The sequence below is a fragment of the Methylocystis rosea genome (assembly GCF_003855495.1).
Lineage (GTDB): Bacteria > Pseudomonadota > Alphaproteobacteria > Rhizobiales > Beijerinckiaceae > Methylocystis > Methylocystis rosea_A.
In genome coordinates, this window is the sequence record NZ_CP034087.1 from 256,910 (window position 1) to 282,595 (window position 25,686).

Below are 25,686 nucleotides of genomic sequence, written 5' to 3' on the forward strand. Positions count from 1 at the left end.
CTTAAATGCCGCTCTGGGGCGGAGCCGCACTTGAGTTGGGTATCCACGGATAAAGGCGCGGGATCACGACCGTAAGGAACGTTGCAACAAGCAACGCGGCGGCTACGCCGACAATGAACTGCGTCCAAGTATCTGGGCGTATGGCTCCAAGTGAGACAATGACCATCAGAAGCGGGATGTCGAGAAAGTGCGTGAATGTTGGGACCATCTCCGCCTTCCGCGCCCGCGCCAGATCCAGCGTCACGCAGCCGCGTTCCAAGGCGTCCCTGCTGAGTCGTCGCAGCCGCATAAAGTAGAGGCGGGTGATGGTGTTGCCCTCGATGAATTCAAGCGCAAAGAGCACGACCATCCCCGCCAGCCACGGCGTTTCGAGAAAGCCCCAGCCGCCATAGAATGAAACAATGAGCCATGTGCCGGATGCGAGCAGCAACAGTGCTCCCGGCACGACGACGCCATCGTAGAAAACGGCGATGTTGCGCACCGCTTCCGAAAAAATGCGCCAAGTCGGTCAATTGGCGCGACCGCAAATCGAATATCCATACGCCAATTAATCCGCCAGAAATCAGCGTCAAACCGACGAGATGCGCAAACTTTAGAAGCTCATATGTCATCGCTCGTCTCCTGCCATTTGGCCGGACAACCGGCAGTAAAAATGCAGAGCGTTAAGCGTGGCGACGCAGCCGCAAGCCGTCGCGCACGTTCAGGCCAAGCAGCGTGATGTTCGTCACACCGGCGAGGAGTTCGAGCGCCTGCACCGCGTAAAAGGCCTTGTCGAATTCGCCCGCTCGCGCCTTTGAGGCGAGAAAAAGCGCAGCGGGAATGAGCACAAGGAGGCCGTTAGCGGCAATGAACGCCATGCGCTTGAGCTTCCCGCCGATCACACCGGCGCGGCCTCCTTTCGACAGCACGAAGCCCGTGCCGCCCACCGTCATCAGCGCCGGAACGAGCACGAAAAATCCCCACGGGATTGAAGTCTTCACGCTGACAACGAACGCCTCTGAGCCAAAGAGTTCGGCGAAAAGCGTCGATAGCCAAAAGGTCGAAATCGTCAGTAATGCGATAGCGCCTGCGACGGGATGAATCATCTTGAGCATAGCTCCCTCCCTTTGAAGCGCGACCGTTAGGCGACGCAGATGTCAGGCACCGCAACTTTCTGAAAAAGATGCGGGGATGCGATGGCGGAGGAGGGATAGGCGGCGAGCTTGACTTGGAAGTCCGGGTTCGAGAATGCAGCGCGGAATGCAGCGTTCGATTCCCAAACGGCATAGTTCAAATAGGTAGGGTTCTCGCCAAGAGCACGATGCAACTGGGTCGAGATGAAGCCCGGCTGGCGTTTCATGAACGCCGCATCGTCCTGCCAGGTTTTGAGGAAGCCCGGCTCGTCCGCCTTATCGAGGGTGAAGATGTTTACAAGAACGACCGGGCTGGCGTCGATTCCGAGCTGACGCTCAATCGGGAAGCTCGGGTCGAGGGGGCGCAACAGCGACATGACGGCTCCATTCAGTTTGAATAGTCAGCGCCGATATAGCACTATGATGTCATATCGTTATTGACACTATGATGTCAATATCAAACTATGGTGTGAAATGCCCCAACCGAAACGAACGCCCGGCGGTGATGCTGTGACCGACCTCGTGCTCGACCTGTTCAGGCTGAACAATCAGCTTTTGTCCGCAGGAGATAGGCTGATCGCGCCACTCGGATTGACGAGCGCACGCTGGCAAATCCTCGGTGCGATTGTCGCCGCCGATTACCCGCAACCGGTCGCGTGGCTGGCACGAAACCTCGGCGCGCATCGCCAGAACGTGCAGCGCATCATCAACGACCTCGCCAAAGAGGGGTTAGTCGGCTTTGAAACCAACCCGCATCACCGAAGGGCGCAGCTTGTTGTCCTCACAAAAAAGGGAAAGCAGATTTTCAACGCGGCGATGCGCTTGCAGGCTCCTTGGAGCGACAGTCTTGCAGATGGCCTGACGGCCAAAGACATCGAAACCGCCCACCGGGTGATGTTAGCGCTGCGCCAGAATTTGAATGCAAAGGATGATGCCGACGATGGGGACCGAAATCCCGCTGTCTCCAGTATTTTTGGCGCATAGCACACGGTGCAAAAATCTTAAATTCCGGTGAAAAAGTCGGCGTGCGGCGCGCGTTGGAATGACGCGCAGAGCCGGTGATTTCTGCATTAATGTCGTTGTAATTACTAGATTTTCGTTATTCCATGGACGTGCTCATTCGATGGAGAGCGCGACATGATGGGGCGGCTCGAAGCTCGGCAATCGTCGCTGTTTTATGATTTCTGCCTCGACGATTACGTCCGCCCAGATCATCTGCTGCGCCAGGTCGACGCCGTGCTGGATTTGAGCGGCGTCCGGCGCGAACTCGCGCCTTTCTACAGCGGCATTGGCCGTCCCTCGCTCGATCCCGATCTTGCGACGCTGCTGCGTTCGCCGGTCCTTCAAGCGGAGGCGCTGTCATGAAGATGCTGAACTATGACGAGATCAATCGCATGGTTGAAGAAATGGAAAAATTCCCGTTCCCACAGCGCGACCAACTTGAGCAAATTGCGGTGAAACTTCGATACCTCGGCGCCACGACGCCCGAGGATGCACTCGGCGAAGAGGCGCAGAACGGCCTCGGCTACTTGTTGAGCGACATCGCCCGCGAGGTTGACGCCATCGTGTATGATTTACGCCAAGATGGCCAAGCGCGGCTCGACGCAATCAAAAGGGAGGCGCTGGCATGAGCAAGAAGAAAAGGAAATTGAAGCTCGTCGAGCCCGTGCAAGATCGCCTCATGAGAACACCCATTGCGACCAATTGTCGGACATGAAAAGCCGAATCTATGCAAAAGCCGAATCTGTGCGCTGCATCTCGCCATCTGCGGCGTTCGAGACGAAATCAGCGACTGCTCTGCCGACGCGCTTACTCAACTCTCTCTTGATCTACATGACCAGATGGAAGCCGTTCATGCGGCGTTCGGTGCGGAGTTTGAACTGCGCCGCGCGGAGAAGCAGTCATGACCGCACCCGTCTCAGCGCTCTTCGTCCGCATCTGGCGCATCCGGCTCGCGCGTTGGGCTATGCGCGGCTCGCGGGCCTTCGACGATCTCGCCGAGCGGCTCCTGCCCGAGGATTTGCGGCATAGGCTCTGACCCTTACATCGCGCCAAGCGCTAGAATTCCTCCCCACTGCAAAGAAAACGCTCCGATCGTGGATGTAACGTCGGGGCATTTTCGTTTGTGGCGGTCGAATGGACTGCGTGAGCCCATCGCACCTTTCGAAGGTCTGATCTTCGATGGCCGCCCGTTAGCAGACCCAATGCCACTGGCCATACCACCAGCGCCAGCAGCCGCCACGATGACCGCCATATCCGCCGCCCCAGCCCCCCCCATGATGGCCGCCCCAGCCCCCATGATGGCCGCCCCAGCCCCCATGATGGCCGCCCCAGCCGCCGTGATGGCCGCCCCAGCCGCCGTGATGGCCGCCCCAGCCGCCGTAATGGCCGCCACCATGTCCATCCCACGCCATAGCGGCAGTCGGAAGAGCCAAAGCGGCAGCCAAAGCCGTTACGAGAGACAATTTGCGCAGCATGCTAATCTCCTTCTTCCCCGTGCAATTCAATCCCATCAATCCACTGAATGGCCGCTGAACGAGACTCCTCATTGGGTAGTGTCTCAGTTTGAAATTTGAGGCCCTTGACGCGGCTTCGCGCCATTGCCAGTTCCCATGTTATGCTTCGCAAAAGCACTGGAGCGATAATGTGGCAGAGGAACCGCGCGGCGTTTATCGGACGGAAGGCGTAAGGGGAAAGCCAAATACTGCTTTGATCGAATCCGGGACGTTGGGGTTTGAAATCTCTGAGCAGGAATATCGTGACAAAGGATACAAGCCGGATTTTGATGATCTCCCGTGTGGAGACCTTTCCTGCGCCACTGAGAAAAAAGACGAAGATGCCAACAGGACCTAAAGGCGAGAAGCGTCCCGCCGACGACATAGCCCGTGCCGTCAAAGTCATGCGCATCGCCGCGGGCGAAGAGCCGGAGGACTACGGCAACGCGCCGCTTCGGCCGCCTTGAGCATGTCTGCGCCCATTCGCGCTGCTGCGGCTAAGCCTTACCTAACCGGCGCTTAGAGCGTTTGGCCGTCGCGGGGGATCGTCCTGCGGCGGCTTTTTCGTTTTTGATCGCTCTATACTTTCCTCCACTTCTTTTGGCTTGACCGCGACAAAACGAGTCATGGCCTCTCCAAAGCTCACGTCGAGCGTGAGCGGCGGTTCTTGCTTCCGCCCCTTCTCTGTCATGCGATCAACTCGCGGTAGCGCAGCCGCCCCTCGACGCAGGCGAAAATGTCATTCATGCGTGGCGACGGTTTCATGTCGCGGCGGTTATAACGCCATGTCATCTCGTCCACATAGCGCTGAAGATGCTTCGGCGATACCCAATGATGAATGCCGACGATCTGGCGCTTAAGGAGCGCCCAGACGCCTTCGATGTTGTTCGTATGAACGAAGCCGCCGAGGCGCACATATTCGCCAGCCGAGTGATTGACGGCGAGGTGGGTGAAATCCTTGTCGAGTCCGACAAAAGCCATGTCTTCGTCAGTCAGAACCGCCGAGCATTTGGCGACATTCTGGCGGACCTTCCCCTGAAGCGTCTTCGCCTTGTGATCGGCGACGTGCTCGGCGCGTAGCTCGCCGTCGCACTCGACAATGCCGAGCACAACCGCCTTGCCGGCGCCGCCCTGTTTGCCGCCCTTGCGGTCCTTGGCGTGCTTGTTCTTTTCCTTGCCGCCGACAAACGTAGTGTCGGCTTCAACATCGCCCTTAAGTGGCGCATTGAACGAAGGCGTGCGGGCTGCATGGCGGAGGCGATGCAGCATAAACCACGCCGACTTTTGCGTGATTTTCAGATCCTTGGCGAGCGTGACAGATGCAATGCCTTTCGGATGATTGGTGATCATCCAAATAGCCGCAAACCACTTGCGTAGCGGCAGTTTAGTGTTTTCGAAGATCGTGCCGACTTTGATCGAAAAGCGCTCTCTGCACTCTCCGCACTTATGCGTTTTGCGGTCGCTGAAATGATAGATTTTCGTGTCGCCGCAGTAGGGGCAAAACTCGCCGTCGCGCCAGCGGATCGCCTGCAGATGGTCGATGCAGGACTGCTCGTCCGGGAAGGCTTCAAAGAGGCTGTAGAGGCTATCGAAATTCGTAAGCACGGCTCATCTCCGTCGATGTGGAGATACTAGCCTACTTTTTTGGTTAGGTCAAACTAGTATATATGTCCCCTAATTTTTTTTCGGGCTTGGACCGATTGGCGTCGATATCGAAACTATCATCGACGCCCTCGCGCGAACTCTAAAGGAAGTGGATTACGATAGCGAGATCGTACATCTGACCAAGCACATGAGCATCCAAAATTAACGTTCAGTATTGATGATACATCATATTATAAGAAATACATGTCACTAATAAAATATGCTAACGAGTTCTGACAAATTTCGGGATCACCGGGCGGGTCTTGCTGTATTAAAGGTTAGACAAACACGCTCAAATTATCCCGGGGACGAGGCCGCTGCCCAGTTTCGGTAGGGCCTACGTCGTGCGGCAATTTAAGCGGCCGGAAGAAATCGCTGCGATGCGCCGAATTTACGGGCGGAAGTTCGTTCAGGTATCGGTCATGTATAACGCCGGTGCGCGGCCTATACCTTGCCTTTAAGGATCCACAAGAGCGGCGAGTCCTTTGTCGTCGAAGATGCGGTCGGCGTCGCGCTCGCCTATGTCTATTTCGAAGACGATCCGACCCGGCGCGAACTCCGACATTCTCTCGCCCGAAGTCTTTGACGAGATGGCCCGGCGCGCGCCGCGCCTCGAGCGGGCCTGGGTCGAAGGCCAGGGCCATGCGCCGCTGCTGCTCGATCAGCCGACGATTTCGCGCATCGCGGACTTCGTGCGCCAATGTCCATAAAGCGCGCACAGCCGATCGCTAGGGAGCGTAGCCTTGCGCTTGATTGAGCCGTGAGATCGCGACGCCGACATTGATCTCGGCGTTCGCCTCCATGCGCTGCGCCTCGAGTTGAATCTGGCGCACGCGATAAAGATCGAAGGCGCTGATCTCGCCGAGCTTGAAGGCCTTGCGCGACAGTTCGAACTGATCATTGGCGACGGTGAGACGGCTGTTGGCCAGTTTCGCGGCGCGCTGCGCCGCCGCCAGCGCTTCGCGCGCCGCCCTTATTTCCGCCGTGATGATTCGCTTGGCGCGCTCATATTCGGCCGTGGCGCGATCCATCTCGGCGAGCGCCTCGGCGCGTCTCGGCTCATTTCGTCCGGCCGTCGGCAGCGGAATGCGTATGCGGACGCCCAGGGTGGTCGCATCCGTGCGTTGGTTGGTGACACGCTCAGAAGGATCGAGCGAACGGTCGGTCGAATATTGATCATTATGTTCCTGCCGAGCGAAAATACCGATATCGGGGCTGTCGATCGGCGTCGCATCGACAAGTTCCACCTGGGCGCGAGCGCGCGCAAACGCCGCGAGGGGCGTGCGCAACGCTGGGTGATCCTCAATGTCGATGGGCGGCCGCACCGACTCCAGCGCGCCATCAGGCGGCGCGCCGCCGGTCAAGGCCGCGTAGGTGATCCGCGCGACTTTTACCGCGCCCTCGGACTGCGCCAGCTCCGTTTCGGCGGCAAGCGTTTCGTTCTTCGCAAGCAGCGCATCAGTCTGGGCGGCGTCGCCAAGCTCCACGCGGCGAGTCATATCGGCACCGATGTCGCGCGCGGTGGCGACGCGATTGCGCGCGACGGAAACTTCCCGCGCCGCACGCTGCGCGTTCCACCATGCGTCGCGCAGGACCCCGGCGACTTCCAGTCGACGCAGCGCCAGCCGCTCTTCAACCTCGAAGAGACCGGTGGTCACCGTGCCCGCGAAGGCGTCCCGCTGTCCGGGCAACCACAACGGCATGCCGGCCTCAATTTCGGTTTCATTGTAGTTGCGTAAATTGCCGGCGGCCGCGTTACGCTGATAGCCCGCGAAATAAGGCGAACCGGGGGTGATCGAATTGGCCGTCGCGTAGCGCGCCGATATGGCGCGAAACTGCGCCTCGAGCGAACGGCTCTGCGCATCAACCAAGACGGCCATCTCAAGATGTTTCGCCAACACGCCGCCGCTTCGCCTGGTCGGCGCCCGAACACGGGCTTTCTTGGGCGATGTCCCAGGCGGTTTCTTGGGTGCAGCTTTGACAGACGCTTTGATCTGCATCTCCGCCGGTTCGCCCTGCTCCTGTGCAAAGACTCCCGTCTCGAAAGGCAAAGCGAACGCAAACAACAAAAATGCCGTGTAGACCGCGCCCATCCTCATGCGCGAGCGTCCTCGCGCGCATGCATTGGCGCGGGTTGCCGCATCGCTCGTGCGCGGAACTTCTGACGAATGGCCAAGCCGAGATTGGCGGTGCGATCGTAAAGAATCGGCAGCAGGATCAAGGTCAGCACCGTGGCCGAGATCAACCCTCCGATGACGACGATGGCGAGCGGGCGCTGGATCTCGGCGCCGGGCCCATGCGCGAACAGGAACGGGATCAAGCCGAAGGCCGCGATGGTGGCGGTGAGCATAACGGGCCGCATGCGCCGACGCGCGCCCTCTAACACCGCTTCGCGCGTGCTGCGCGTGCCTTCAGCCACAAGCTTGTTGATGTAGGAGATGAGCACGACGCCATTGAGAACCGCGATTCCGATAAGCGCAATAAAGCCGACCGACGAGGGCACGGACATGAATTCTCCCGAAAACCACAGGCCCAAAATGCCGCCGATCGCCGCGAAAGGCACATTGCAGAACACCAGCGTCGCCTGTAGCACCGAGTTGAAGGTTAGATAAAGCAACAGAAAAATCAGCGCCAGCGCGATCGGCACGACGATCGCGAGTCGGGCCGAAGCGCGTTGCTGGTTTTCGAACTGGCCGCCCCATTGATAGCGATATCCCGGCGGCGTCTTTACGTTTTTGGCGACGGCTTTCTTGGCGTCGTCGACGAATCCGACAAGATCGCGTCCCGTCACATTGGCGAGGACGGTGGCGAAGCGACGGCCTTCCTCGCGAATGATCTGGATCGGCCCGTTCTCCACGCGCACGTCGGCGAGTTGCGACAGTTCGACGACCTTGCCTTCGGACGACACCATCGGCAGCCGCGCGAAGTCGACGGACGAGCGGCGCGAGATTTCCGAGCCGCGAATGACAAGCGGCGTGCGGATCGGCCCTTCCAGCACGATGCCGACCGGCTGACCGTCGACCCAGACGCGCAGCGCGTCCTGAATATCGCCGGCGTTAAGGCCGAAGCGGCCGGCCGCGAGTCGGTCGACGCGCGCCGTCAGATAGCGCATGCCGTCATTCTGCAGGCCGAACACGTCGCGCGCACCCCTGATCTTGCGCAAGGTCGCGGTAACCTCGCGGGTGAGGCGGTTGAGCTCGTCGATGTCGTCGCCGAAAATCTTGACGACGACGTCGCCGCGCGCGCCGATAATCATTTCCTGAACGCGCATGTCGATCGGCTGCGAAAAAGCGTAGGAAATGCCGGGCATGCTATCGAGCACGGCGCGAATCTCGCCCATCAGCCAATCTATATCCTTGCCGCGCCATTCACTCTGAGGCGCAAGCTTCAGAAAATTATCAGTGTCGTTGAGGCCGACGGGATCGATTCCGAGCTCGTCAGCGCCGGCCCGGGCCATCATTCCCTTGACCTCCGGCACGCGCTCCATGATTGCGCGCTGAATGCGCATGTCGGTCTCCGCGGCCATATTGACGCTGATCGTCGGATGTTTGCGGATGGTGATGACGGGCGTGCCCTCGTTCATCACCGGCATAAAGGTCTGGCCGATCCCCGCATAGGCGGTGAAGGCGACGACGAGGCCGATGACGGCGGCGGCGCCGACAATTAAGGGCTTGTCGAGCGAGCGCTTGAGCAAGGGCTCGTAGACCGCGGCGACCTTGCGCACCAGCCAGGGCTCGTCGGCATGGCCCGGCTTCAGCAACGTCGCGCTAAGCGCCGGCACGACGGTGAGGGACAGCACGAGCGCCGATCCGAGCGCAAAGGCGATCGTCAGCGCCACCGGCGCGAACAGACGACCTTCGAGCCCTTCGAGAGACAGCAGCGGCAGGAACACCGTGACGATGATGATGACGCCGGACGTGAGCGGGACGGCGACCTCGCGAGTCGCTTCGAGCGTCATGAAAATGCGGTCGGAGAGACTGACGTCATGCGCATGCGCCATGCGATGTTCGACGTTCTCGACGACGACGACCGCGCAGTCGACCAAAAGTCCGATCGCGATCGCCAGACCGCCGAGCGACATGATATTCGCCGAGAGGCCCCACCAGCGCATGATGCCAAATGTCGAGAGCGCGGCGAGCGGCAAAATGACCGACACGACGACCGCGGCGCGAAGATCGCCAAGAAACAAGACGAGCAGGATGACGACGAGGACGATCGCCTCGATCAGCACCTTCTGCACGGTCCAGACCGCTTTGCCGATCAATTCGCTGCGATCGTAGAAGATTTCGATTTTCGCCCCGTTCGGCAGCGTCGGCTCGATTTCGGCCAGGCGCTCCTTCACGCCATTGACCACCATGCGCGCGTCCGCGCCGCGCAGCCCGAGAACAAGTCCCCACACCGCCTCGCCTTCGCCGTTGCGCACGACGACGCCGTTACGCGGCAACGCGCCGTTGCGCACTTCGGCGACGTCGCCGACGCGCACGATGCCGGTGTCCCGCGCGGCGATGACGACGGATCGGATCTCATCGAGAGATCGCAGGCGGCCTTCGGCGCGCACGAGCAGCGCTTCCTCGCCATCGCGCACGCGCCCCGCGCCGTCATTCTTATTGTTGTTGGAGAGCGCCGACTGGAGCATCTCCACACCGTCAAATTGCTGATCGTCGATGAGCTGGGCTACGTGCCGTTCACGGCGGTTGGTTCTGAACTGCTCTTCGAGGTCTTCAGCCAGCGCTATGAACGTGGCGCCACGCTGGTGACCAGCAATCTGCCATTCGATGAATGGACGTCGGTGTTCGGGTCGGAACGGCTCACCGGCGCGCTGCTCGATCGGCTCACCCATCATGTCCACATTCTGGAGATGAACGGCGACAGCTATCGTCTCGCGACAGCCAGGAAGGCGCAACGGCGCAATGCCGACGAGCCCAGCGTAAACCCAAGAACCAAGGGAGAAGCCGACGCAGACATTTAACCGCCGCCGCGCGCATTGAAGCGCGCTTCGCTACGCTCCGCGCGCCTCAATGCGCGCGACAACCCAACTCACAAGGGCTTCACGGCCCTCTTCTCTCAACCAGACCGGTACACTTTTACGCCGCCATCTGGCACAAATTGTCGCCGCCGTTGACAATTGGGCGGTCGATTATGACGAGCCTGCCTTCAAGGAAAGGCTCGCTCGTTATCGACGCAATCTGCGTAGCGTTCGCTGGAATGTCTGGCATTATGGCAAATCGCGCCATGCGCGATGGATCATAGCACTGTCTCGATTGGGCGCGCAGCTGCTTTCTCATCGCAATGAAATTGACGCGGCTGGCGGTGATCTTTCGAAAATTGAAGCCGCTTGCAAGCGCTTCAACGAACTTGAAGGCTATCTCTATTCGAACATCCGCTCGCTGACGGACTACGGAAGAGCTTGGCGTCAAGGCGAACGGATCGCAACCGCCAACATCGAGTCTACGGTGAACCAATTGGTCAATCAACGCATGTGCAAGAAGCGCCAGATGCGATGGTCACGGCTAGGCGCTCAGCTAATGCTTCACGTCCGGACTGCTCATCTCAATGGAATCCTCGAACGCCACTGCGGTTTGCCACAACCGGTTGAATGCACATGGCCCAATGACAACGCGTTTCGACAAGCTGCCTGACCCCCTGCTTTTTGCCGGTCTCTTTTCGACGTGAGAGAATTCTGGCGGTCCTGCGACCGGTCAAACCGCATCGACTTCACGTCCTTGATGCCACGCGGACGCGTCGTAAACGACGCAAAGACAGTAGACTAAGCATCGCCCGCATTTAATTGGCTGAGCGCGTCCCGTAGATAGGCGGTGGCTCCGCCCAAGGTGAAAAGCTTGTTGTAGTCAACCTCCGGAATAGCGATTTTTGTGCGGTCGTGGATCGCCACAATGAGATTGGCAAAATCCATTGAATCGAGGTCGAACACTTCACGTAAATCGTCTTGATCGCGAGCCGACGCGAGATCGGCCTCGGGCGCGATTTCGCCAATCAGCTCCAGGATGAGCGCTTTGATTTCGGCGTCCGTCATAGTTTTTCCGGCTCCTGTAAGAGACGCGCGACCGCGGCGAGATACAAGCCGCCGACATGGCCGTCGGTGACCCTATGGTCCGCCGCGAGGCTGACGGTGACGAGCGGACAACTCTCGATGCGCCCATCGACGACCCAGGGGCGCGCGACCGCACGGCCAAATCCGACGATCGCGACTTGCGGAGGATAGATAATGCCGGTCACCGACTCCGCGCCGCGATCACCGACGCTCGTGACGGTAATGGTGGGAGAAGTGAGTTCGGAGCTGCGCAAATTCCCGCGTCGCGCGCGCTCCACCAGGTCCCGCATGGCCGCCATCAGTTCGGCCAGCGATTTTCTGTCGGTGTCGCGTATCGCCGGCGCGATCAGCCCGCCGCCGCGCAAGGCGATCGCCCAACCCACGTGAACGTCAGACGCAGGAGTAAAGGCGCCGTTTTCATAAGCGCCGTTAAGCTGCGGTTGTTCGCGCAGGGCCAAGGCCGCAGCCTTGAGAAAGAGTACGGCCGGCAGAATGCGTTCGACTGGGGATTTCTCGGCGTTGTATTGCTCGATCCAGGTCGAAGCGGCGTGAAGGTCAACCATTTCGGTGAGGTAGTAGTGCGGGATTTCTCGCTTCGAGTGACTCATAGCGGCGGCGATCGCCTGGCGCATCTGAGAAAGATCGAGGCCTTTTTTCGCTGGGCGCTGCGCGAGCTTTGCTCCGCTCGCGTAGGTTTCGACATCGGCGAGCCGGATCGATCCCTCGACACCGGTTCCTTTCACGATCATAGTGGGGTCGAGGCTCAACGCCGTAGCTCGGCGCCGCGCCGCGGGCGTAATCTTTAGTCGCGAGCTCGGCGCCGCGACGATCGGCCTTAGCGGCGCCGGCTTCAGCGCAGCGATGGCGGGTTCAATGGAGGGCGGCGGGGCGGCGCCCCGCGCGCCGTCGATCTGCGCAAGAACCGTCCCGACTGGAACGCGCTCGCCGACTGGAACGAGGATGTTCGAGACGACGCCCTGTTGGAAGATTTCGACTTCTATCGCGCCCTTTTGCGTCTCGACCACCGCGACGACGTCGCCGGATTTGACGCGATCGCCGGGCCTCACAAGCCACTCGACGAGCGTGCCGGCCTCCATGTCGGCGCCAAGCGCGGGCATTTTGAAATCGCTCATGACGGGCGGACAAGTTCACGCGCCACGATGACGATCGTAGCCGCCTGTGGCAGGCATGCGTCCTCGAGATGCGCCGCATAAGGTATCGGCGCCTCGCGCGAACAGACGCGCCGCAATGGCGCGTCGAGTTCAAAGAAAGCTTCCTCGGCGAGGCGCATGCCCACTTCAGCGGAAATCGAACCGCTGCGCCAGCCTTCGTCAATGATGACGCAGCGCCTCGTCCTTGCGACAGAGTTGAGTATCGTTTTCGTGTCGAGTGGCCTAAGCACGCGCAAATCGACGACTTCCGCGTCGATTCCCTCGGCCGCAAGGGCGTCGGCCGCCTGCAACGCCTTGAACAGACTGCCGCCATAGGTAATGAGGCTGACGTCTCGTCCGGCGCGACGCACTTTCGCGCGCGCGATATCGACCTCCTTCATGTCCGATGGAAAATCGCCCTCCATATTGTAGAGCATGACATGCTCGAAAATGATCACGGGATTGGGGTCGGCGAGCGCACCCTTCAACATGAAGCGCGCGTCCTCGACTGTGGCGGGGGTCAGGACGCGCAGTCCAGGGATATGCGCATACCAGCCTTCAAGGCTGCGCGAATGCTGCGCGGCGACGCGTCGCCCGCCGCCGGTGGCCATGCGAATGACGAGGGGGATCGCGAACTGGCCGCCCGACATATGCGGAATGGTGACGGCGTTGTTGAGAATCTGATCCAGCGCCAACAAGCTGAAGTTCACCGTCATAATCTCGACGATCGGCCGCATCCCCGCCATGGCGGCGCCGACGCCCGCGCCGACGAAAGCGCTCTCGGAGAGCGGCGTGTCGCGAATGCGTTCTTCGCCAAACTCCTCTAAAAGCCCCTTCGTCACGGCATAGCAGCCGCCGTAGCGGCCGATGTCCTCCCCCATCAAAAAGACGCGCGGATCGGAGAGCAGCGCCTCACGAAGCGCTTGCTTGCAGGCCTCACGATAAGTCAGCCGCGTGGAAGCGGCAGTCGCTTGCGGCGCGTTCACGATGGAACCTCCTCCATCGTGACGAAACGTTCGAGTTCTGAAACTGGCTCAAGGGGGCCAGCCTCGGCGAAAGCAACCGCCGCCGCGATTTCCTTGTCGACATCCTGTTCGATCGTCGCAAGCTCTTCTGGCTTGATCAAGCGATTGGCTTCCAGCCAGGTCTGGAAGCGGACGATCGGCCCTTTCTTACGCCATGCTTCTACCTCGTCCTTCGAGCGGTAGAGTTGCGCGTCAAACATGGAATGCGCCCGAAGCCGATAGGTTCGGCACTCGAGAAAATAGGGGTCGCTTTCGCTGCGAATTCTGTCGACGGCGTTTCTCGCCGCGCTTTCGACGGCGACCACGTCCATGCCGTCCACCTTCTCGCCGGCGACTCTGTAGCCTGATGCTTTGTGCACGAAGTCAATATCTGCCTCCGCGCGCTCGACCGCCATGCCCATGGAGTAAAGATTATTCTCGCAGACGAACAGGATCGGAAGCCGCCAGAGCTTGGCCAGGTTGAGCGTCTCGTGGAACTCGCCCTCGTCCACCGCTCCTTCACCAAAGAAGCAGGCCGTCACGGCGGATCGTCGCTGCATCTTGTCGGCGAGCGCAACACCGAGCGCCAGCGGCAGGCCTCCACCGACGATGGCGTTGCCGCCATAGAAACGGCGCGCGCGATCGAAAAAATGCATGGAGCCGCCGCGTCCACGGCAGCATCCGTTGAGTTTGCCCATCATTTCGGCCATCAGGCACTTCGGATCGACGCCGCGAGAGAGCGCCTGGCCATGTTCGCGATAGGTCGCGATAACGGCGTCATCTTGCGTCAGTGCCTCCATCACGCCGACCGAGACCGCCTCCTCGCCGTCATAGAGGTGAAGAAAGCCGAGAATCTTTTGCGCCTGATAGAGCTCGACGCATTTGGCCTCGAAATGCCGGATGCGGATCATCGCCTTCAAGAGATGAAGCAGATGAGCGTGATCGAGATGCACCTTCTTGGTCATCGCTCATCACTCTCCAGCGTCGATAGATCGCCTTCCGGCAGGCCGAGCTCGCGCGCCTTGAGTAAGCGCCGCATGATCTTGCCGCTGCGGGTTTTCGGCAGATTGGCGCGAAACTCGATTTCCTTGGGCGCCACGGCGGCGCCGAGCCTTTTGCGGGCGTTTCCGAGCAGCTCCTTACGCATGGCTTCGTCCGCCGCGAAGCCGAGCTTCAGGGCGACGAAAGCCTTGACGATCTCGCCGGCGACTGGATCCGGCTTGCCGATGACCGCCGCCTCGGCGACGGCCGGATGCTCCATCAGCGCGCTTTCGACTTCAAAGGGGCCGATGAGATGGCCCGACGACTTGATCACGTCGTCGGCGCGTCCAACGAACCAGAAATAGCCGTCACCGTCGCAACGCGCGAGATCGCCAGTTAGATACCATTCGCCAGCGAAGCATTTACGATAGCGCGCTTCCTCGTGAAGGTAGCCCCGCATCATCGATGGCCAGCCGCTTTTGAGCGCGAGCTCGCCTTCTTGGCCAACGTCGGCCGTTTCAACTCCGCCGTCGGGCTTCCGCCTGACGATTGCCGCTTCGATGCCCGGCAAGGGCCGGCCCATCGAGCCGGGCTTGATGTCCATCGACGCGAAATTAGCGATCATGATGCCGCCCGTTTCGGTCTGCCACCAATTATCATGGAACGGCAGGCCAAAGGCCTCTGCGCCCCACACCACCGCCTCGGCGTTCAGCGGCTCTCCAACGCTGGCGGCGAAACGCAAGGCGGAAAGATCGTAATCCTTCAAGGCGTCCGCGCCGAGCTTCATCATCATGCGGATGGCGGTGGGAGCGGTGTACCATACGGTGACCCGTTCCTGCGCGAGCACGCCGTACCATGTGGGCGCATCGAATTCCGCCTCGACGACAATATTGGTCACGCCATGCGTGAGCGGCGCGATGACCCCATAGCTCGTTCCAGTCACCCAGCCCGGGTCCGCTGTGCACCAGAAGCGATCGTCGTCATGAAGATCGAGCGCATAGAGTCCTGTCGCGAAATGCGTTACTACGGCCTCGTGCACATGTATGACGCCCTTGGGGCGGCCGGTCGTGCCGCTGGTGAAATGCAGCAGCGCCGTCTCCTGCGCATCTGTGGGCGCGATCTCAAAGGCGTCTGAGGCTGTTTGCGTGAGCTTGCGCCAGGAATGGACGCCTTCGCCGGGCTCCTCGGCGTCGACGAGAATGACATGCTCAAGCCTGGGCAATCGCCCTCGCAGCGCTTCGACCTTGCGCCGATAAAGCGTTTCGGTCGTAACCAAGACGCGCGCGTCGCCGATTTCCATGCGGGTCGCGATCGGCTCTGGCCCGAAGGCGGAGAAGAGCGGCGTGACGACGCATTTCATCTTCAACGCGCCCAGCATGGCGACGTAAAGCTCCGGAACGCGGCCGAGCAGAACGAAAACGCCGTCTCCCGCGTCCATGCCGAGCGATCGCAAGCCGTTGGCGAAACGATTGGTAGACGCGGCCAACTCGCCATACGTATAATCGCGGCGCTCTCCTGCCTTGCTGATGCAGCGTAGCGCCACACGGCTTGCGCGGGGTCCGCACGCATGCCGATCCACCGCTTCATAAGCGATGTTGAGGCCCTCGCCATTCGGCAGGCCGCTCAAGGCTCTGTGCGCCACCTTCCAACTGAACCCGGCGCAGGCAGCGTCGTAGTCGGCGAGATTGGGCGGAACCGCGAGGGAAGAGGGATCCTTGTGGATCGTCGCATAGCGGGCAGCGTTATCGGACAGCGGCGCCTCCGTTTCCGAACGAGGCCCGCAGGCGCCACCATGCGAACAGCGGCATGCGCCGTTGTTGAACATTTTTGGCGATCTGCGACCGCCACTCAGACTATTTGGCCGCGATCGCGAAGACAACAACGGTAGGAAGCGCGTATTGCCGCACGCGGCGGCGGATCACGCCTTTTCCGCCCTGATCACATCCTCGACGGTGCGCAGGCCGGGCTCCGGCGACATGACCAGAACCGCCATATTGCCCGGCGCATGTTCGTTCTTCCACATTTTGGTGTGGGCGAGCGGAATCTTCTCCCAAGGGAAGACTTCCGACATGCAGGGATCGACGCGGCGGTCGAGCACGAAGCGGTTGGCGGCCGAGGCCTGTTTCAGATGCGCGAAATGCGAGCCCTGGATCCGCTTCTGGCGCATCCACACATAGCGCGCGTCAAAGGTGAGATTGAAGCCCGTCGTGCCGGCGCAGAACACCACCATGCCGCCGCGCTTCACGACGAGGCAGGAGACGGGGAAGGTCGATTCGCCGGGATGTTCAAAGACGATGTCCACGTCCTTCTTGCCGGTGATGTCCCAGATCGCCTTGCCGAAGGCGCGGGCGGTCTTGGTCCATTCGTTGAATTCGGGCGTGTTGACCTTGGGCAACTGCCCCCAGCATTTGAAGTCCTTGCGATTGATGACGCCCTTGGCGCCGAGCGAGAGCACATAATCGCGCTTGCTCTCATCCGAGATGACGCCGATGGCGTTGGCGCCCGCGGCGGCGCAGAGCTGCACGCCGAAGACGCCGAGCCCGCCCGAGGCCCCCCAGACGAGCACATTGTCGCCGGGCTTAAGCTGATGCGGCGCATGACCGAACAGCATGCGATAGGCGGTGGCGAGAGTGAGCGTGTAGCAGGCCGCTTCCTCCCAGGTGAGGTGCTTGGGCCGCTCCATCAGCTGGCGGTCCTGCACGCGGCAGAATTGGGCGAAGGAGCCGTCCGGCGTCTCATAACCCCAGATGCGCTGCGAGGCGGAGAACATCGGGTCGCCGAGCAACTGCCCGCGGATGAGGAAGGCGCGCTCGTCAACATCATCGACCAGCGCGTCTGGTGCCTGACGGCGCGCTATTTCAGCTATACGCTCGCCAAATCCGCGCTCTGGACCGCGACGCGCACCATGGCTCAGGCTTACGCGCCAAATATTTGCGTCAATGCCGAGGGGCCGTGCCCCGTGTTTCTCAACGAGGAACTGGGCGCCCGCGCGTTCGAAATCGCAGCGCGCGCCGCTGGGCCAAGCCGCTGACGTTCCGCGCGCGGCGAGCGGCTCTTGGCACGTAGGCAACGCAGTTCAAGTTGAGGCGGCGATCATCGGCGCGCGATGATGGACTCGATGTAAAAAAATCGCCGCTACGCGTGACCGCGCCATTTGCGCCGCTAGAAAGATTCTCGTGACATGACAGCCGCGCGCCATTGTTCGTAGTGGAAAAGCGGCTGGTCATGTGGAAAATTGAAGCACAGGAAAGCTGGAGCGCAGTCGATGACGAGCCTCAAGACAGTTTTGGCGGCGACCGATCTCTCCTCCAACTCGGCCGCCGCCCTCGATCGCGGCGCTCTGATCGCAAAGGCGGCCGGAGCGCGCTACGACGTGGTGCATGCGACTGGCCGGGGACTGACGGAGGCGTTACGAGAGTTTCTTGGCGAGAATGTCGAGGCGATCTCGGGGAGACTTGTCGAAAAGGCTCGAGAACAGCTGATCAAAGCAGCGTCGGAGGCTTGTGGCGCCAGTGAGATCGGCGTCAGCGCGCATGTCAAAACCGGATCCGCTGCGGAGGCGATTCCCGCCTGCGCCGAGTCCCTTTGCTCGGACCTGATCGTGCTCGGCGCGCACGGCCGCGGCTTTCTGTCTAGACTCTCACTGGGCTCTACCGCTTCGCGAGTTATCAGCAACAGTGGCGGACGCCCAGTTCTTATCGTGAAGGAGCGGCCCCGCCACGCCTACGAGCGCGTGCTCGTGGCGGTAGATTTTTCACCCACTTCGGAGACGGCGATCGGGCTTGCCCGCCTAGCCGCTCCGGGAGCCCATATCGTCTTGCTGCATGTCTTCGACGACCCCTTGTTCGAAGAGACTATGGAGCATTTCACAGACAGCGATTTCATTGCTTCGAAATATAAGGAACGCGCAACCGCGGAACTGCATGAAATAGCCAAGTCGGCCGGCCTGCCGCCATCGGAATACACGGCGCTTGTCGTGCGCGGTGAAGCAAAGCGGGAAATTGTCGCCGAGGAAGAGAAGCTCGAGTGCGATCTTGTCATCTTGGGCAAGCACGGATCCCACGTCACAGAGGAGCTTCTGCTCGGCAGCGTTGCGAACGGCGTATTGGCCGAGTCGCAACGCGACGTGCTCATTGTCGTCGATGAACGCATGCCGCCCATATGGAGCTATCCCAACAAACGCGGAGCGACGACAAGGCTGCTCCGGCCGGATCAGTTCGACGTGAGCAACTGGAGCGCTGGCGCAGCTGATCCGCTCGCATCGATCGTCGCTGGCGCGACAGGCGAGGCGATTGCCAATGCCCTGCGCGACGCATTCACGAGAGACAACGCCTGTCTGTTCGAGTTCGGTGCGACGATTCTCGATCCAGACATTGAAGCGCGGCCGACGGACCTCGTCATGACGCTTCCCTTTGAAAAGACCGGCGAAGCCTGGCAGGGTCCGTTGCTAGTAGTCTCGCTCGAGAACATCGTGCAAGGGCACATCGACGCGCTCGATGTTGGCGACGGCGGCTTTCCGGATCCGGAAGGCATGGCTAAGCTTCGCGACGGTCTTCACATGCTCGCCAACAGAATCAAGGTGGCGTTGGTCCGCAACGCCCGCAAGATCGACAAGCGTGAGGAGCACAAGGCGCCGCTGTGGTGACAAGCCCACCCCGGGACGCTGATTCACGAGGGAGATGGACGGGCCACACGCGATCCAATCCGCCAGCATCCAGCTGCCGGGACCGGTCAGTTTCGGCGCCGCCGATGGAAGCGGCAGACGGCCGCGTAGCGCGCTCTACGCCTTTCTGACCGCGAAGGGGCCTGACCAAATGTGGTCGAGCGCCGCGGGCGGCCGATAGCGATCAATCCGCGCGCCCCTCCGCCGTGTGCGTGCGGCTTCGCTGCACAACTGCCGCTCGGCTTCACCGCCGGCGTCACGGGCGCGGTGGACGCGGGGGCTGAGCAACGGGACGTCGTTCGCCATCAACGGCGGCCAATATACCGCGCGGTGGAGCAGCCCGCTATTCGGCGGCTGGCGGTAGCCTCAGAGTAAGACCGTATGTCCACTACCGTTGTCAATCAGCATTGAACCGGGACCCTGGATCGGCGTCCAAAATTATCTCTTCTCTATTCGGCCGGCAGAGGTCAGCGCGTTCAGGCGAAAAACTCCATTTTGTTCGCTCGCGGGCGATGCGGCCGGTTCTGCAGCCCGACAATCCGGTGTGGGCCGACTGGCGCGCGCGGCTCGAAGACCATCTTGGTGCCTATGCGATCGAGCCGCTCGCGCTTTGCGCCGCGCGCTTTTTCGATCGCGGCGGGGCGTGGAACGGCGTCGGCCTTAATCTTCGCGCCTGTGCGCTCACTGGCGCGCGAGGATTTGGCTTATACCAAAGGCTACAATGTTGACCGATATGGGCCCAGTCTCGCATTCCGATTGAGGTGATTGTTTTGGGTTCGGCGATGAGCTTTCGCCATGTGTCACAAGCGGCGTCGATGATGGCGTCGTAGGTTTCAAACACGCGGTTTGAGTTATGGTGATTGATTGAGCGCCCGGTAGCGCCGTCATGCTTGCCGATCAGGCTGTTGAGCTTGCCGAGCAGGCGCTCGACCACGCCGCCCTGATCAACATGGCCTCCGTTGTCGCGCTGGATCGCGATGTACGTTCTGCCCAGCCTCGCTGGAAGGCCTTGACGATTGGCTTGGCATGCGCGGCGCCCCGCAACTCGAGCCAAGCCTCCTTCGAGCAGTTGGCGAGGCCAAGGGCGACGGCAAGCGTACTCGGGCCTTGAGCCCTTGGAAGATAAGCCACCTAAGCCGACAGCGACTTCCGGATGGCAATTAGCGCAAGACGGTTTCGCTATTTTTGAACGGTGTATTCGATAAATAGAAATTTAGCTAACGTACGCGCGCAGTTAAACATAGGAGAGAAAGCGCTGTGGAAGCGGCATCGAGCGGTCGGGCAACCGTTGTCCCGCGCGACACAGTCGCCCCGCGAGACGGGCGACGGCGCGCCGAGGTCGTCGAAGCCATTAGGGCGAAAGTTTCGGAGGACGCATGGCGCTGACAGTTTTACGCGGCGGCCATGTCGTCGATCCCGCGACAGGGCAGGACGCGATCGGCGACATATGGTTCGAGGACGGCCGCATCGTCGCGTCTCCAGACGGCCGTAAGCCGGACCGGGAAATCGACGTTTCCGGCCATATCGTGATGGCCGGCGCCATCGACATTCATTCGCATATCGCCGGCGGCAATGTGAATACGGCGCGGCTGCTGCTCCCCGAGTTGCATCGCGCCATTCGCGCCCGGCTCGCCGGCACGCCGCTCTCCACCGCCAAATGGTCGACCTTCGAGACCGGACGCCTTTATGCGCAGATGGGCTTCACCACCGTCGTCGAGCCGGCGATGGCGCCGCATCACGCATTGCAGACCCATCTCGAACTCAATGACGTGCCCATCATCGATAGGGGCGCGCTCACCGTTCTCGGCAATGACGACTTCCTGCTCGGCATGTTGCGCGACGGCGAAAAAGACGGCGCGATCAACGACTATGTCGCTCAGACCGTCGAGAACACCCGTTCGCTCGGATTGAAATGCATCAATCCGGGCGGCGTCGAAGCCTTCAAGGAAAATATGCGCGCCTTCGGTCTCGACGACGTGGTGCCTTTTTACGGCCTGACCTCGCGTCAGATTTTCCAGACGCTTCAGAAGGCGACGCAGGCGGTGGGCATTGCGCATCCGCTGCATCTGCACATGAATAATCTGGGGCTCGCCGGCAATATCGAGACGGCGCTCGCGACGATCGACGCGGCGCAGGGCCTGCCTCTCCATCTCGCGCATGTGCAGTTCTACGCCTATGGCACCGAGGGCAAGAACGGCTTCTCCTCCGCCGGCGCGCGCTTCGCCGAGAAGATCAACGCCAATAAGAATGTGAGCGTCGATGTCGGCCAGGTCATGTTCTCGCAAACGGTGACCATCTCCTCCGACGTCTTAAAGCAATTCAACAGCCTGCCGGGCGCCAGTCCCAAGAAGGGCGCGATTTTCGACGGCGACGCCAATGGCGGCGGCATCGTGCCTTACGCCTATAAGGTCTCGAACTATTACAACGCCGTCCAATGGGCGGCGGGGCTGGAGCTGTTCCTGCTTATCGACAATCCCGAGCAGGTGTATTTCACCACCGATCACCCCAATGGCGGGCCGTTCACGACCTATCCCGAACTCTTCGCGCTGCTGATGAGCGCCGACCTGCGCGCGCAACATATTTCGCGCCTGCCGGCGGAAGCATTGGAGCATACGACGCTGCCGTCGATCACGCGGGAATACACCTTCTATGAAATTGCTCAGATGAGCCGCTCCGGCGCGGCGAAGCTTTTCGGTTTCACGGACCGGGGCCAGCTCGGGCCGGGCGCAATCGCTGACATCGCGGTCTATAAGCCGAGCCGCGACATCGCCGGCATGTTCCGCCGCGCGGCCTATGTTTTCAAGGACGGCGAGCTTGTCGTGCGCGACGGGGAGGTCTCCCGCTATACGCGCGGCAAGACGCTGCATATCCGGCCGCGTTACGATCAAAAGATCGTCAAGCGCCTCGATTCCTATTACGACGAGCTTTACGGCTTGCCGCGCACGATTTTCGACCTGCCAGACGCCGCGCTGCCGAATACGGACGCCTTTGCGGAGGTCGCATGTCGAATCTAGTTCGCAACGGCGTACGCATGCTGTTCTTCGGCTCTTCGACGAAGGGTGCGGAGAAGGCGCTCATCAATCGCGTCGGCCAGAGCATTCTCACTTGTCCAGGCGCTGCGCTCTATTCGGTTTTCGACGGCGATCTCAAGATCAAGGTCGACCACTCGATGCGCCAGCCCGATGATTGGAAGTAGATGTGACGCACGACATAATGGAGATCATCGCCCATCGATTCCGATGGATGGGAGAAATGCGTCTTTGGCCTGCTCTTCAAGATTACGGGTACGCTCGTTAAAAAATATAAGAAGAGCCGCTTTGGATTTGTGAGGTGACCATGTGGTCTGAACTGCGCGGACTGAAAGACGAGATCGATTTTGGCACCCCGCCACGAGATGGATCGCCCGTAACGCTTGATATCGACGACGTGACCGTCACGGTCCCAGCGGGCAGTTCGGTGATGTTCGCGGCCGCTGCGGCCGGGCGGGCCATCCCGAAGCTTTGCGCGACAGATATGCTGGAGGCCTTCGGCAGCTGCCGCGTCTGCCTCGTCGAGATCGAGGACCGCAACGGCTATCCAGCGAGCTGCACGACGCCCGTCGCGGAAGGAATGAAAGTCAGTACGCAAACGCCGGCGCTGCGAAGACTGCGTCACGGCGTCTTGGAGCTTTACCTTTCGGACTTTCCCCCGAGCGAAATTCCTGATGGCTGGAGCGAATTCCACGAGACGCTCAAGGCGGAAGGCGTCACCGAAAGCCGCTATGGCAATGGCCGCAATCACTTCGACGCCACGATCGATCAATCCAATCCCTATTTCCTCTTCGACCCCGCCAAGTGCATCGTCTGCAGCCGCTGCGTGCGCGCCTGCGCAGAAGTGCAAGGAACCTTCGCGCTGACCATCACTGGAAGGAGTTTCGAATCAAAGGTCGCAGCGAGCCAGGACCAGCCGTTCTTCGAATCGGAATGCGTCAGTTGTGGCGCGTGCGTACAGGCTTGTCCCAGCCATGCGCTGGTCGAGAAGAGCCTGTTCGAAGGAGAATATCGTCATGCCGAACCCGCTAAAGCCTGACAGGTCCGTCATCACGACCTGCGCCTATTGTGGCGTCGGCTGCGGCTTCAAGGCCGAGACGCGTGGCGGCAAGATCGTGCGCATGATGCCTTGGAAGGAGGGAAAGGCGAACCACGGCCACAGCTGCATCAAAGGCCGCTTCGCCTACGACTATTACAATGCGCCTGACCGTGTGCGCACGCCGCTGATCCGCGCCTCGATCGACGATCCGTGGACGCCGGTCTCGTGGGACGAGGCATTCGCCTACGCCGCGAAGGAGTTCAAGCGCATCCAGGCCAAATACGGCGTTAAGTCGGTCGGCGCCGTCTCCAGCTCGCGCTGCACGAATGAGGAAATCTTCCTCACGCAGAAATTCGCGCGCGCGGTGCTCGGCAACAACAATATCGACAACTGCGCCCGCATCTGCCACTCGCCAACGCAGTTCGGCCTGACGAACACCATCGGCGCGGGCGCGGCGAGCCAGCACTTCGATTCTATCCTTCAGGCCGACGTCATCATGGTCGTCGGCGCCAATCCGACGGAAGGCCATCCGGTCTTCGGCTCGCTGATGAAGCGCCGCATCCGCCAGGGCGCGAAGCTGATTGTCATCGATCCGCGCAAGACCGAGACGGTGGAATCGGCCCATTGCAAGGCCGACGTGCATCTCGCCATACGCCCCGGCACCAATGTCGCGATCCTCGACAGCATCGCGCATGTCGTCGTGCGCGAGAAGCTCTACAATGAAGAATTCGTGCGCGCCCGCTGCGAGGTGAAGGAGTTCGAAAACTGGAAGGCGCTTGTCGGCTCCGACAAATATGCGCCGGAAGTCATCGGGCCGCTCGCCGGCGTCGATCCGGCGGCCATCCGCAAGGCGGCGCAGATGTATGCCGGCGGTCCCAACAGCGCCATCTATTACGGCCTCGGCGTCACCGAACATTCGCAGGGCTCGACCGGCGTGATGTGCCTTGGCAATCTGGGTCTCTCCTGCGGCATGCTCGGACGCGAGGGCGTCGGCGTGAACCCGCTGCGCGGCCAGGGCAATGTGCAAGGCGGAAGCTGCCTCGGCAGCTGGCCGCATGTGTTCAGCGGCTATCGTTTCGTCACAGACGACGCCACCCGCCATAGTTTCGAGGCCGAATGGGGCGTGACGCTGGACGCGGAGCCGGGCCTGCGCCTGCCCAACATGCTCGACTCGGCGGTCGCGGGAGCCTTCAAGGGCATGTATGTTATGGGCGAGGATCCGGTGCAGAGTGATCCCAACCAGCATCACGTCATCGCCGCGATGAAGAACATGGAGTGCGTCGTGCTCCATGATCTCTTCCTCAACGAGACGTCGAAATACGCGCACGTCTTCTTCCCAGGCTCGTCTTCACTGGAGAAGGACGGCACCTTCACCAACGCGGAGCGACGCGTGTCGCGCGTGCGCAAGGTTGTGGAGCCGCTTGCCGGCTATCAGGACTGGGAGATCACCGTAAGGGTCATGAACGCCATGGGCTACAAGGTCTCGTACGATAATCCCGGCCAGGTGCTGGATGAGATCGCGCGGCTCTCGCCCGCCTATCGCGGCATGAGCTTCGCGCTGATCGACCGCGTCGGCTCGGCGCAATGGCCCTGCGACGAAAACGCGCCGGAAGGCACGGAGGTGCTGCATCGCGTGAAGTTCCCCCGCGCCAACGGGCTCGGCGCCTTCATGCTGACCGAATATGTTCCGACCGCCGAACGCACCTCGGACCAATATCCGCTGCTGCTGACCACGGGCCGTATCCTGACCCAATACAATGTCGGCACGCAGACGCGCCGCACAGCGAACTCCATGTGGCATCCTGAGGATGTCCTCGAGATCAACGCGGATGACGCGGCGCCGCGCGGGGTGAATGATGGCGACTGGGTGAAGGTCACGAGCCGCTTCGGTCAGATCGAACTGCGCGCCAAGATTTCCGAGCGCGTCAATCCCGGCGTCGCTTATACGACGTTCCACCACGCGAAGTCGAAAGCGAACGCCGTCACCTCGGACCTCTCCGATTGGGCGACGAACTGCCCGGAATATAAGGTCACCGCGGTCGACGTGGTGCGCTTTTCGGCGCCAAGTTCGTCTGGCGCCGACGCGCAGGAAAGGCCGGACGTCGCTTCAACGCCGCGCGAATTGGAGCCGGCTGAATGACAAGCGGCGCGCAAAATGGCGAGGTGATGGCGCTGGAGCGCATCGTTGTCATGGCGAATCAAATCGGCGATTTTTTCGCGCCCTATCCTTTGGAGCGGCGCGCCGAGGGGATTCGCAACCATCTGCGGACCTATTGGGATCCGCGGATGCGCGACGAATTGCTGGAGCATATCGCCTCAGGCGGCGCTGGCCTCGCGCCGCATGTCATCGCGGGCGCTAAGCTTTTGCGTGACGACTCGCATGCGAAACCGGGCTATTACGGCCCGCCCAAAGCGTGATCTGTCCGCGGAGTCGGTCGGTGGGCGAACGGCCGGAATCAGGCAGGCCCTCTCTCGATAAAGTGAAAGTTGAAGGCCTGGTGGCGCGATCAACTGAG

General features: G+C 61.0%; 24 protein-coding genes and 4 pseudogenes. 13 read left to right on the forward strand and 15 right to left on the reverse strand.

Annotated elements, in window-relative coordinates; all coding sequences use genetic code 11:
* Position 1: 1 nt before the first annotated feature.
* From EHO51_RS18975 to EHO51_RS18985, 3 genes are all read right to left on the reverse strand, one after another.
* Positions 2-481, reverse strand: a complete 480-nt coding sequence (locus tag EHO51_RS18975) for a DUF2269 family protein (RefSeq protein WP_245434974.1) — start codon at positions 479-481, stop codon at positions 2-4.
* A 181-nt stretch (positions 482-662) separates the two neighbouring features.
* Entirely contained in the window at positions 663-1,094 is a 432-nt protein-coding gene (locus EHO51_RS18980) for a hypothetical protein (RefSeq protein ID WP_124740409.1), read from the reverse strand.
* Between the two features lie 26 nt (positions 1,095-1,120).
* Positions 1,121-1,489: an antibiotic biosynthesis monooxygenase family protein gene (locus EHO51_RS18985; protein ID WP_124740410.1), complete on the reverse strand. Its 369-nt coding sequence runs from the start codon at positions 1,487-1,489 to the stop codon at positions 1,121-1,123.
* A 97-nt stretch (positions 1,490-1,586) separates the two neighbouring features.
* Here EHO51_RS18985 and EHO51_RS18990 point away from each other — a divergent pair, with 97 nt between their 5' ends.
* The 4 genes from EHO51_RS18990 (at position 1,587) to EHO51_RS21285 (ending at position 3,150) form a co-directional block, all read left to right on the forward strand.
* Positions 1,587-2,096 carry a MarR family winged helix-turn-helix transcriptional regulator gene (locus EHO51_RS18990; RefSeq protein WP_124740411.1) on the forward strand — a complete coding sequence of 170 codons (510 nt, stop codon included), beginning with the start codon at positions 1,587-1,589 and terminating at the stop codon, positions 2,094-2,096.
* 153 nt (positions 2,097-2,249) lie between these two features.
* Complete coding sequence (locus EHO51_RS18995; protein ID WP_124740412.1) at positions 2,250-2,477, forward strand: hypothetical protein; 228 nt, start codon at positions 2,250-2,252, stop codon at positions 2,475-2,477.
* Positions 2,474-2,743: a hypothetical protein gene (locus tag EHO51_RS19000; RefSeq protein WP_124740413.1), complete on the forward strand. Its 270-nt coding sequence runs from the start codon at positions 2,474-2,476 to the stop codon at positions 2,741-2,743. The genes EHO51_RS18995 and EHO51_RS19000 overlap by 4 nt, the downstream gene beginning before the upstream one ends.
* Before the next feature lie 272 nt (positions 2,744-3,015).
* Positions 3,016-3,150: a hypothetical protein gene (locus EHO51_RS21285; RefSeq protein ID WP_281024523.1), complete on the forward strand. Its 135-nt coding sequence runs from the start codon at positions 3,016-3,018 to the stop codon at positions 3,148-3,150.
* A gap of 154 nt (positions 3,151-3,304) precedes the next feature.
* On the opposite strand, the gene EHO51_RS19005 is transcribed toward EHO51_RS21285, so the two are convergent.
* The 3 genes from EHO51_RS19005 to EHO51_RS19015 form a co-directional block, all read right to left on the reverse strand.
* Positions 3,305-3,589, reverse strand: a complete 285-nt coding sequence (locus EHO51_RS19005) for a hypothetical protein (protein WP_164479482.1) — start codon at positions 3,587-3,589, stop codon at positions 3,305-3,307.
* Between the two features lies 1 nt (position 3,590).
* Positions 3,591-4,013 (reverse strand): hypothetical protein, encoded by a 423-nt coding sequence (locus EHO51_RS20635; protein ID WP_164479483.1) that lies wholly within the window; start codon positions 4,011-4,013, stop codon positions 3,591-3,593.
* A 281-nt stretch (positions 4,014-4,294) separates the two neighbouring features.
* The gene (locus tag EHO51_RS19015; RefSeq protein WP_124740414.1) at positions 4,295-5,212 is read right to left on the reverse strand and encodes an IS1595 family transposase; all 918 of its coding nucleotides are present in this window, start codon (positions 5,210-5,212) and stop codon (positions 4,295-4,297) included.
* 560 nt (positions 5,213-5,772) lie between these two features.
* On the opposite strand from EHO51_RS19015, the gene EHO51_RS19020 reads away from it, so the two are divergent.
* The gene (locus EHO51_RS19020; protein ID WP_245434977.1) at positions 5,773-5,961 is read left to right on the forward strand and encodes an alpha/beta fold hydrolase; all 189 of its coding nucleotides are present in this window, start codon (positions 5,773-5,775) and stop codon (positions 5,959-5,961) included.
* Positions 5,962-5,979: 18 nt separating this feature from the next.
* Here the strand turns inward: EHO51_RS19020 and EHO51_RS19025 are convergent, their stop codons facing one another.
* Positions 5,980-7,131: a TolC family protein gene (locus EHO51_RS19025; RefSeq protein WP_245434978.1), complete on the reverse strand. Its 1,152-nt coding sequence runs from the start codon at positions 7,129-7,131 to the stop codon at positions 5,980-5,982.
* Between the two features lie 215 nt (positions 7,132-7,346).
* Entirely contained in the window at positions 7,347-9,887 is a 2,541-nt protein-coding gene (locus tag EHO51_RS19030; protein ID WP_245435068.1) for an efflux RND transporter permease subunit, read from the reverse strand.
* Here EHO51_RS19030 and EHO51_RS19035 point away from each other — a divergent pair.
* Positions 9,870-10,220, forward strand: a pseudogene (locus tag EHO51_RS19035) (ATP-binding protein); the annotation flags it as partial. The gene EHO51_RS19030 and the pseudogene EHO51_RS19035 overlap by 18 nt on opposite strands.
* A 49-nt stretch (positions 10,221-10,269) precedes the next feature.
* Complete coding sequence (locus tag EHO51_RS19040; RefSeq protein ID WP_124740416.1) at positions 10,270-10,890, forward strand: hypothetical protein; 621 nt, start codon at positions 10,270-10,272, stop codon at positions 10,888-10,890.
* 128 nt (positions 10,891-11,018) lie between these two features.
* Here the strand turns inward: EHO51_RS19040 and EHO51_RS19045 are convergent, their stop codons facing one another.
* The 6 genes and pseudogenes from EHO51_RS19045 to ccrA form a co-directional block, all read right to left on the reverse strand.
* Entirely contained in the window at positions 11,019-11,285 is a 267-nt protein-coding gene (locus EHO51_RS19045) for an acyl carrier protein (RefSeq protein ID WP_124740417.1), read from the reverse strand.
* A complete protein-coding gene (locus EHO51_RS19050) occupies positions 11,282-12,436 on the reverse strand; it encodes a dihydrolipoamide acetyltransferase family protein (protein WP_124740418.1) in 1,155 nt (384 codons plus the stop codon). The genes EHO51_RS19045 and EHO51_RS19050 overlap by 4 nt, the downstream gene beginning before the upstream one ends.
* Positions 12,433-13,440, reverse strand: a complete 1,008-nt coding sequence (locus EHO51_RS19055; protein WP_205789027.1) for an alpha-ketoacid dehydrogenase subunit beta — start codon at positions 13,438-13,440, stop codon at positions 12,433-12,435. The genes EHO51_RS19050 and EHO51_RS19055 overlap by 4 nt, the downstream gene beginning before the upstream one ends.
* On the reverse strand, positions 13,437-14,423 hold the full coding sequence (gene pdhA / locus EHO51_RS19060) for a pyruvate dehydrogenase (acetyl-transferring) E1 component subunit alpha (RefSeq protein ID WP_124740420.1): 987 nt from the start codon (positions 14,421-14,423) through the stop codon (positions 13,437-13,439). The genes EHO51_RS19055 and pdhA overlap by 4 nt, the downstream gene beginning before the upstream one ends.
* Positions 14,420-16,264, reverse strand: a complete 1,845-nt coding sequence (acsA, locus tag EHO51_RS19065; protein WP_124740421.1) for an acetate--CoA ligase — start codon at positions 16,262-16,264, stop codon at positions 14,420-14,422. The genes pdhA and acsA overlap by 4 nt, the downstream gene beginning before the upstream one ends.
* A gap of 93 nt (positions 16,265-16,357) precedes the next feature.
* A pseudogene (gene ccrA, locus EHO51_RS19070) lies at positions 16,358-17,218 on the reverse strand (crotonyl-CoA carboxylase/reductase); the annotation flags it as partial.
* Here ccrA and EHO51_RS21040 point away from each other — a divergent pair.
* Positions 17,219-17,437, forward strand: a pseudogene (locus EHO51_RS21040) (short-chain dehydrogenase); the annotation flags it as partial.
* A gap of 267 nt (positions 17,438-17,704) precedes the next feature.
* Positions 17,705-19,084 (forward strand): universal stress protein, encoded by a 1,380-nt coding sequence (locus EHO51_RS19080; protein ID WP_124740422.1) that lies wholly within the window; start codon positions 17,705-17,707, stop codon positions 19,082-19,084.
* A gap of 604 nt (positions 19,085-19,688) precedes the next feature.
* On the opposite strand, the gene EHO51_RS21485 is transcribed toward EHO51_RS19080, so the two are convergent.
* Complete coding sequence (locus EHO51_RS21485) at positions 19,689-20,156, reverse strand: hypothetical protein (RefSeq protein WP_124740423.1); 468 nt, start codon at positions 20,154-20,156, stop codon at positions 19,689-19,691.
* A gap of 322 nt (positions 20,157-20,478) precedes the next feature.
* On the opposite strand from EHO51_RS21485, the gene EHO51_RS19090 reads away from it, so the two are divergent.
* The 4 genes and pseudogenes from EHO51_RS19090 (at position 20,479) to EHO51_RS19110 (ending at position 25,588) form a co-directional block, all read left to right on the forward strand.
* Positions 20,479-22,116 carry a formylmethanofuran dehydrogenase subunit A gene (locus tag EHO51_RS19090; protein WP_124740424.1) on the forward strand — a complete coding sequence of 546 codons (1,638 nt, stop codon included), beginning with the start codon at positions 20,479-20,481 and terminating at the stop codon, positions 22,114-22,116.
* On the forward strand, positions 22,104-22,298 hold the full coding sequence (locus EHO51_RS19095) for a hypothetical protein (protein WP_124740425.1): 195 nt from the start codon (positions 22,104-22,106) through the stop codon (positions 22,296-22,298). Before EHO51_RS19090 ends, EHO51_RS19095 begins: the two co-directional genes overlap by 13 nt.
* Positions 22,299-22,438: 140 nt before the next feature.
* A pseudogene (fdhF, locus tag EHO51_RS19105) lies at positions 22,439-25,310 on the forward strand (formate dehydrogenase subunit alpha).
* Complete coding sequence (locus tag EHO51_RS19110; RefSeq protein WP_124740426.1) at positions 25,307-25,588, forward strand: formate dehydrogenase subunit delta; 282 nt, start codon at positions 25,307-25,309, stop codon at positions 25,586-25,588. Before fdhF ends, EHO51_RS19110 begins: the two are co-directional and overlap by 4 nt.
* The last annotated feature ends 98 nt before the right edge of the window (positions 25,589-25,686 follow it).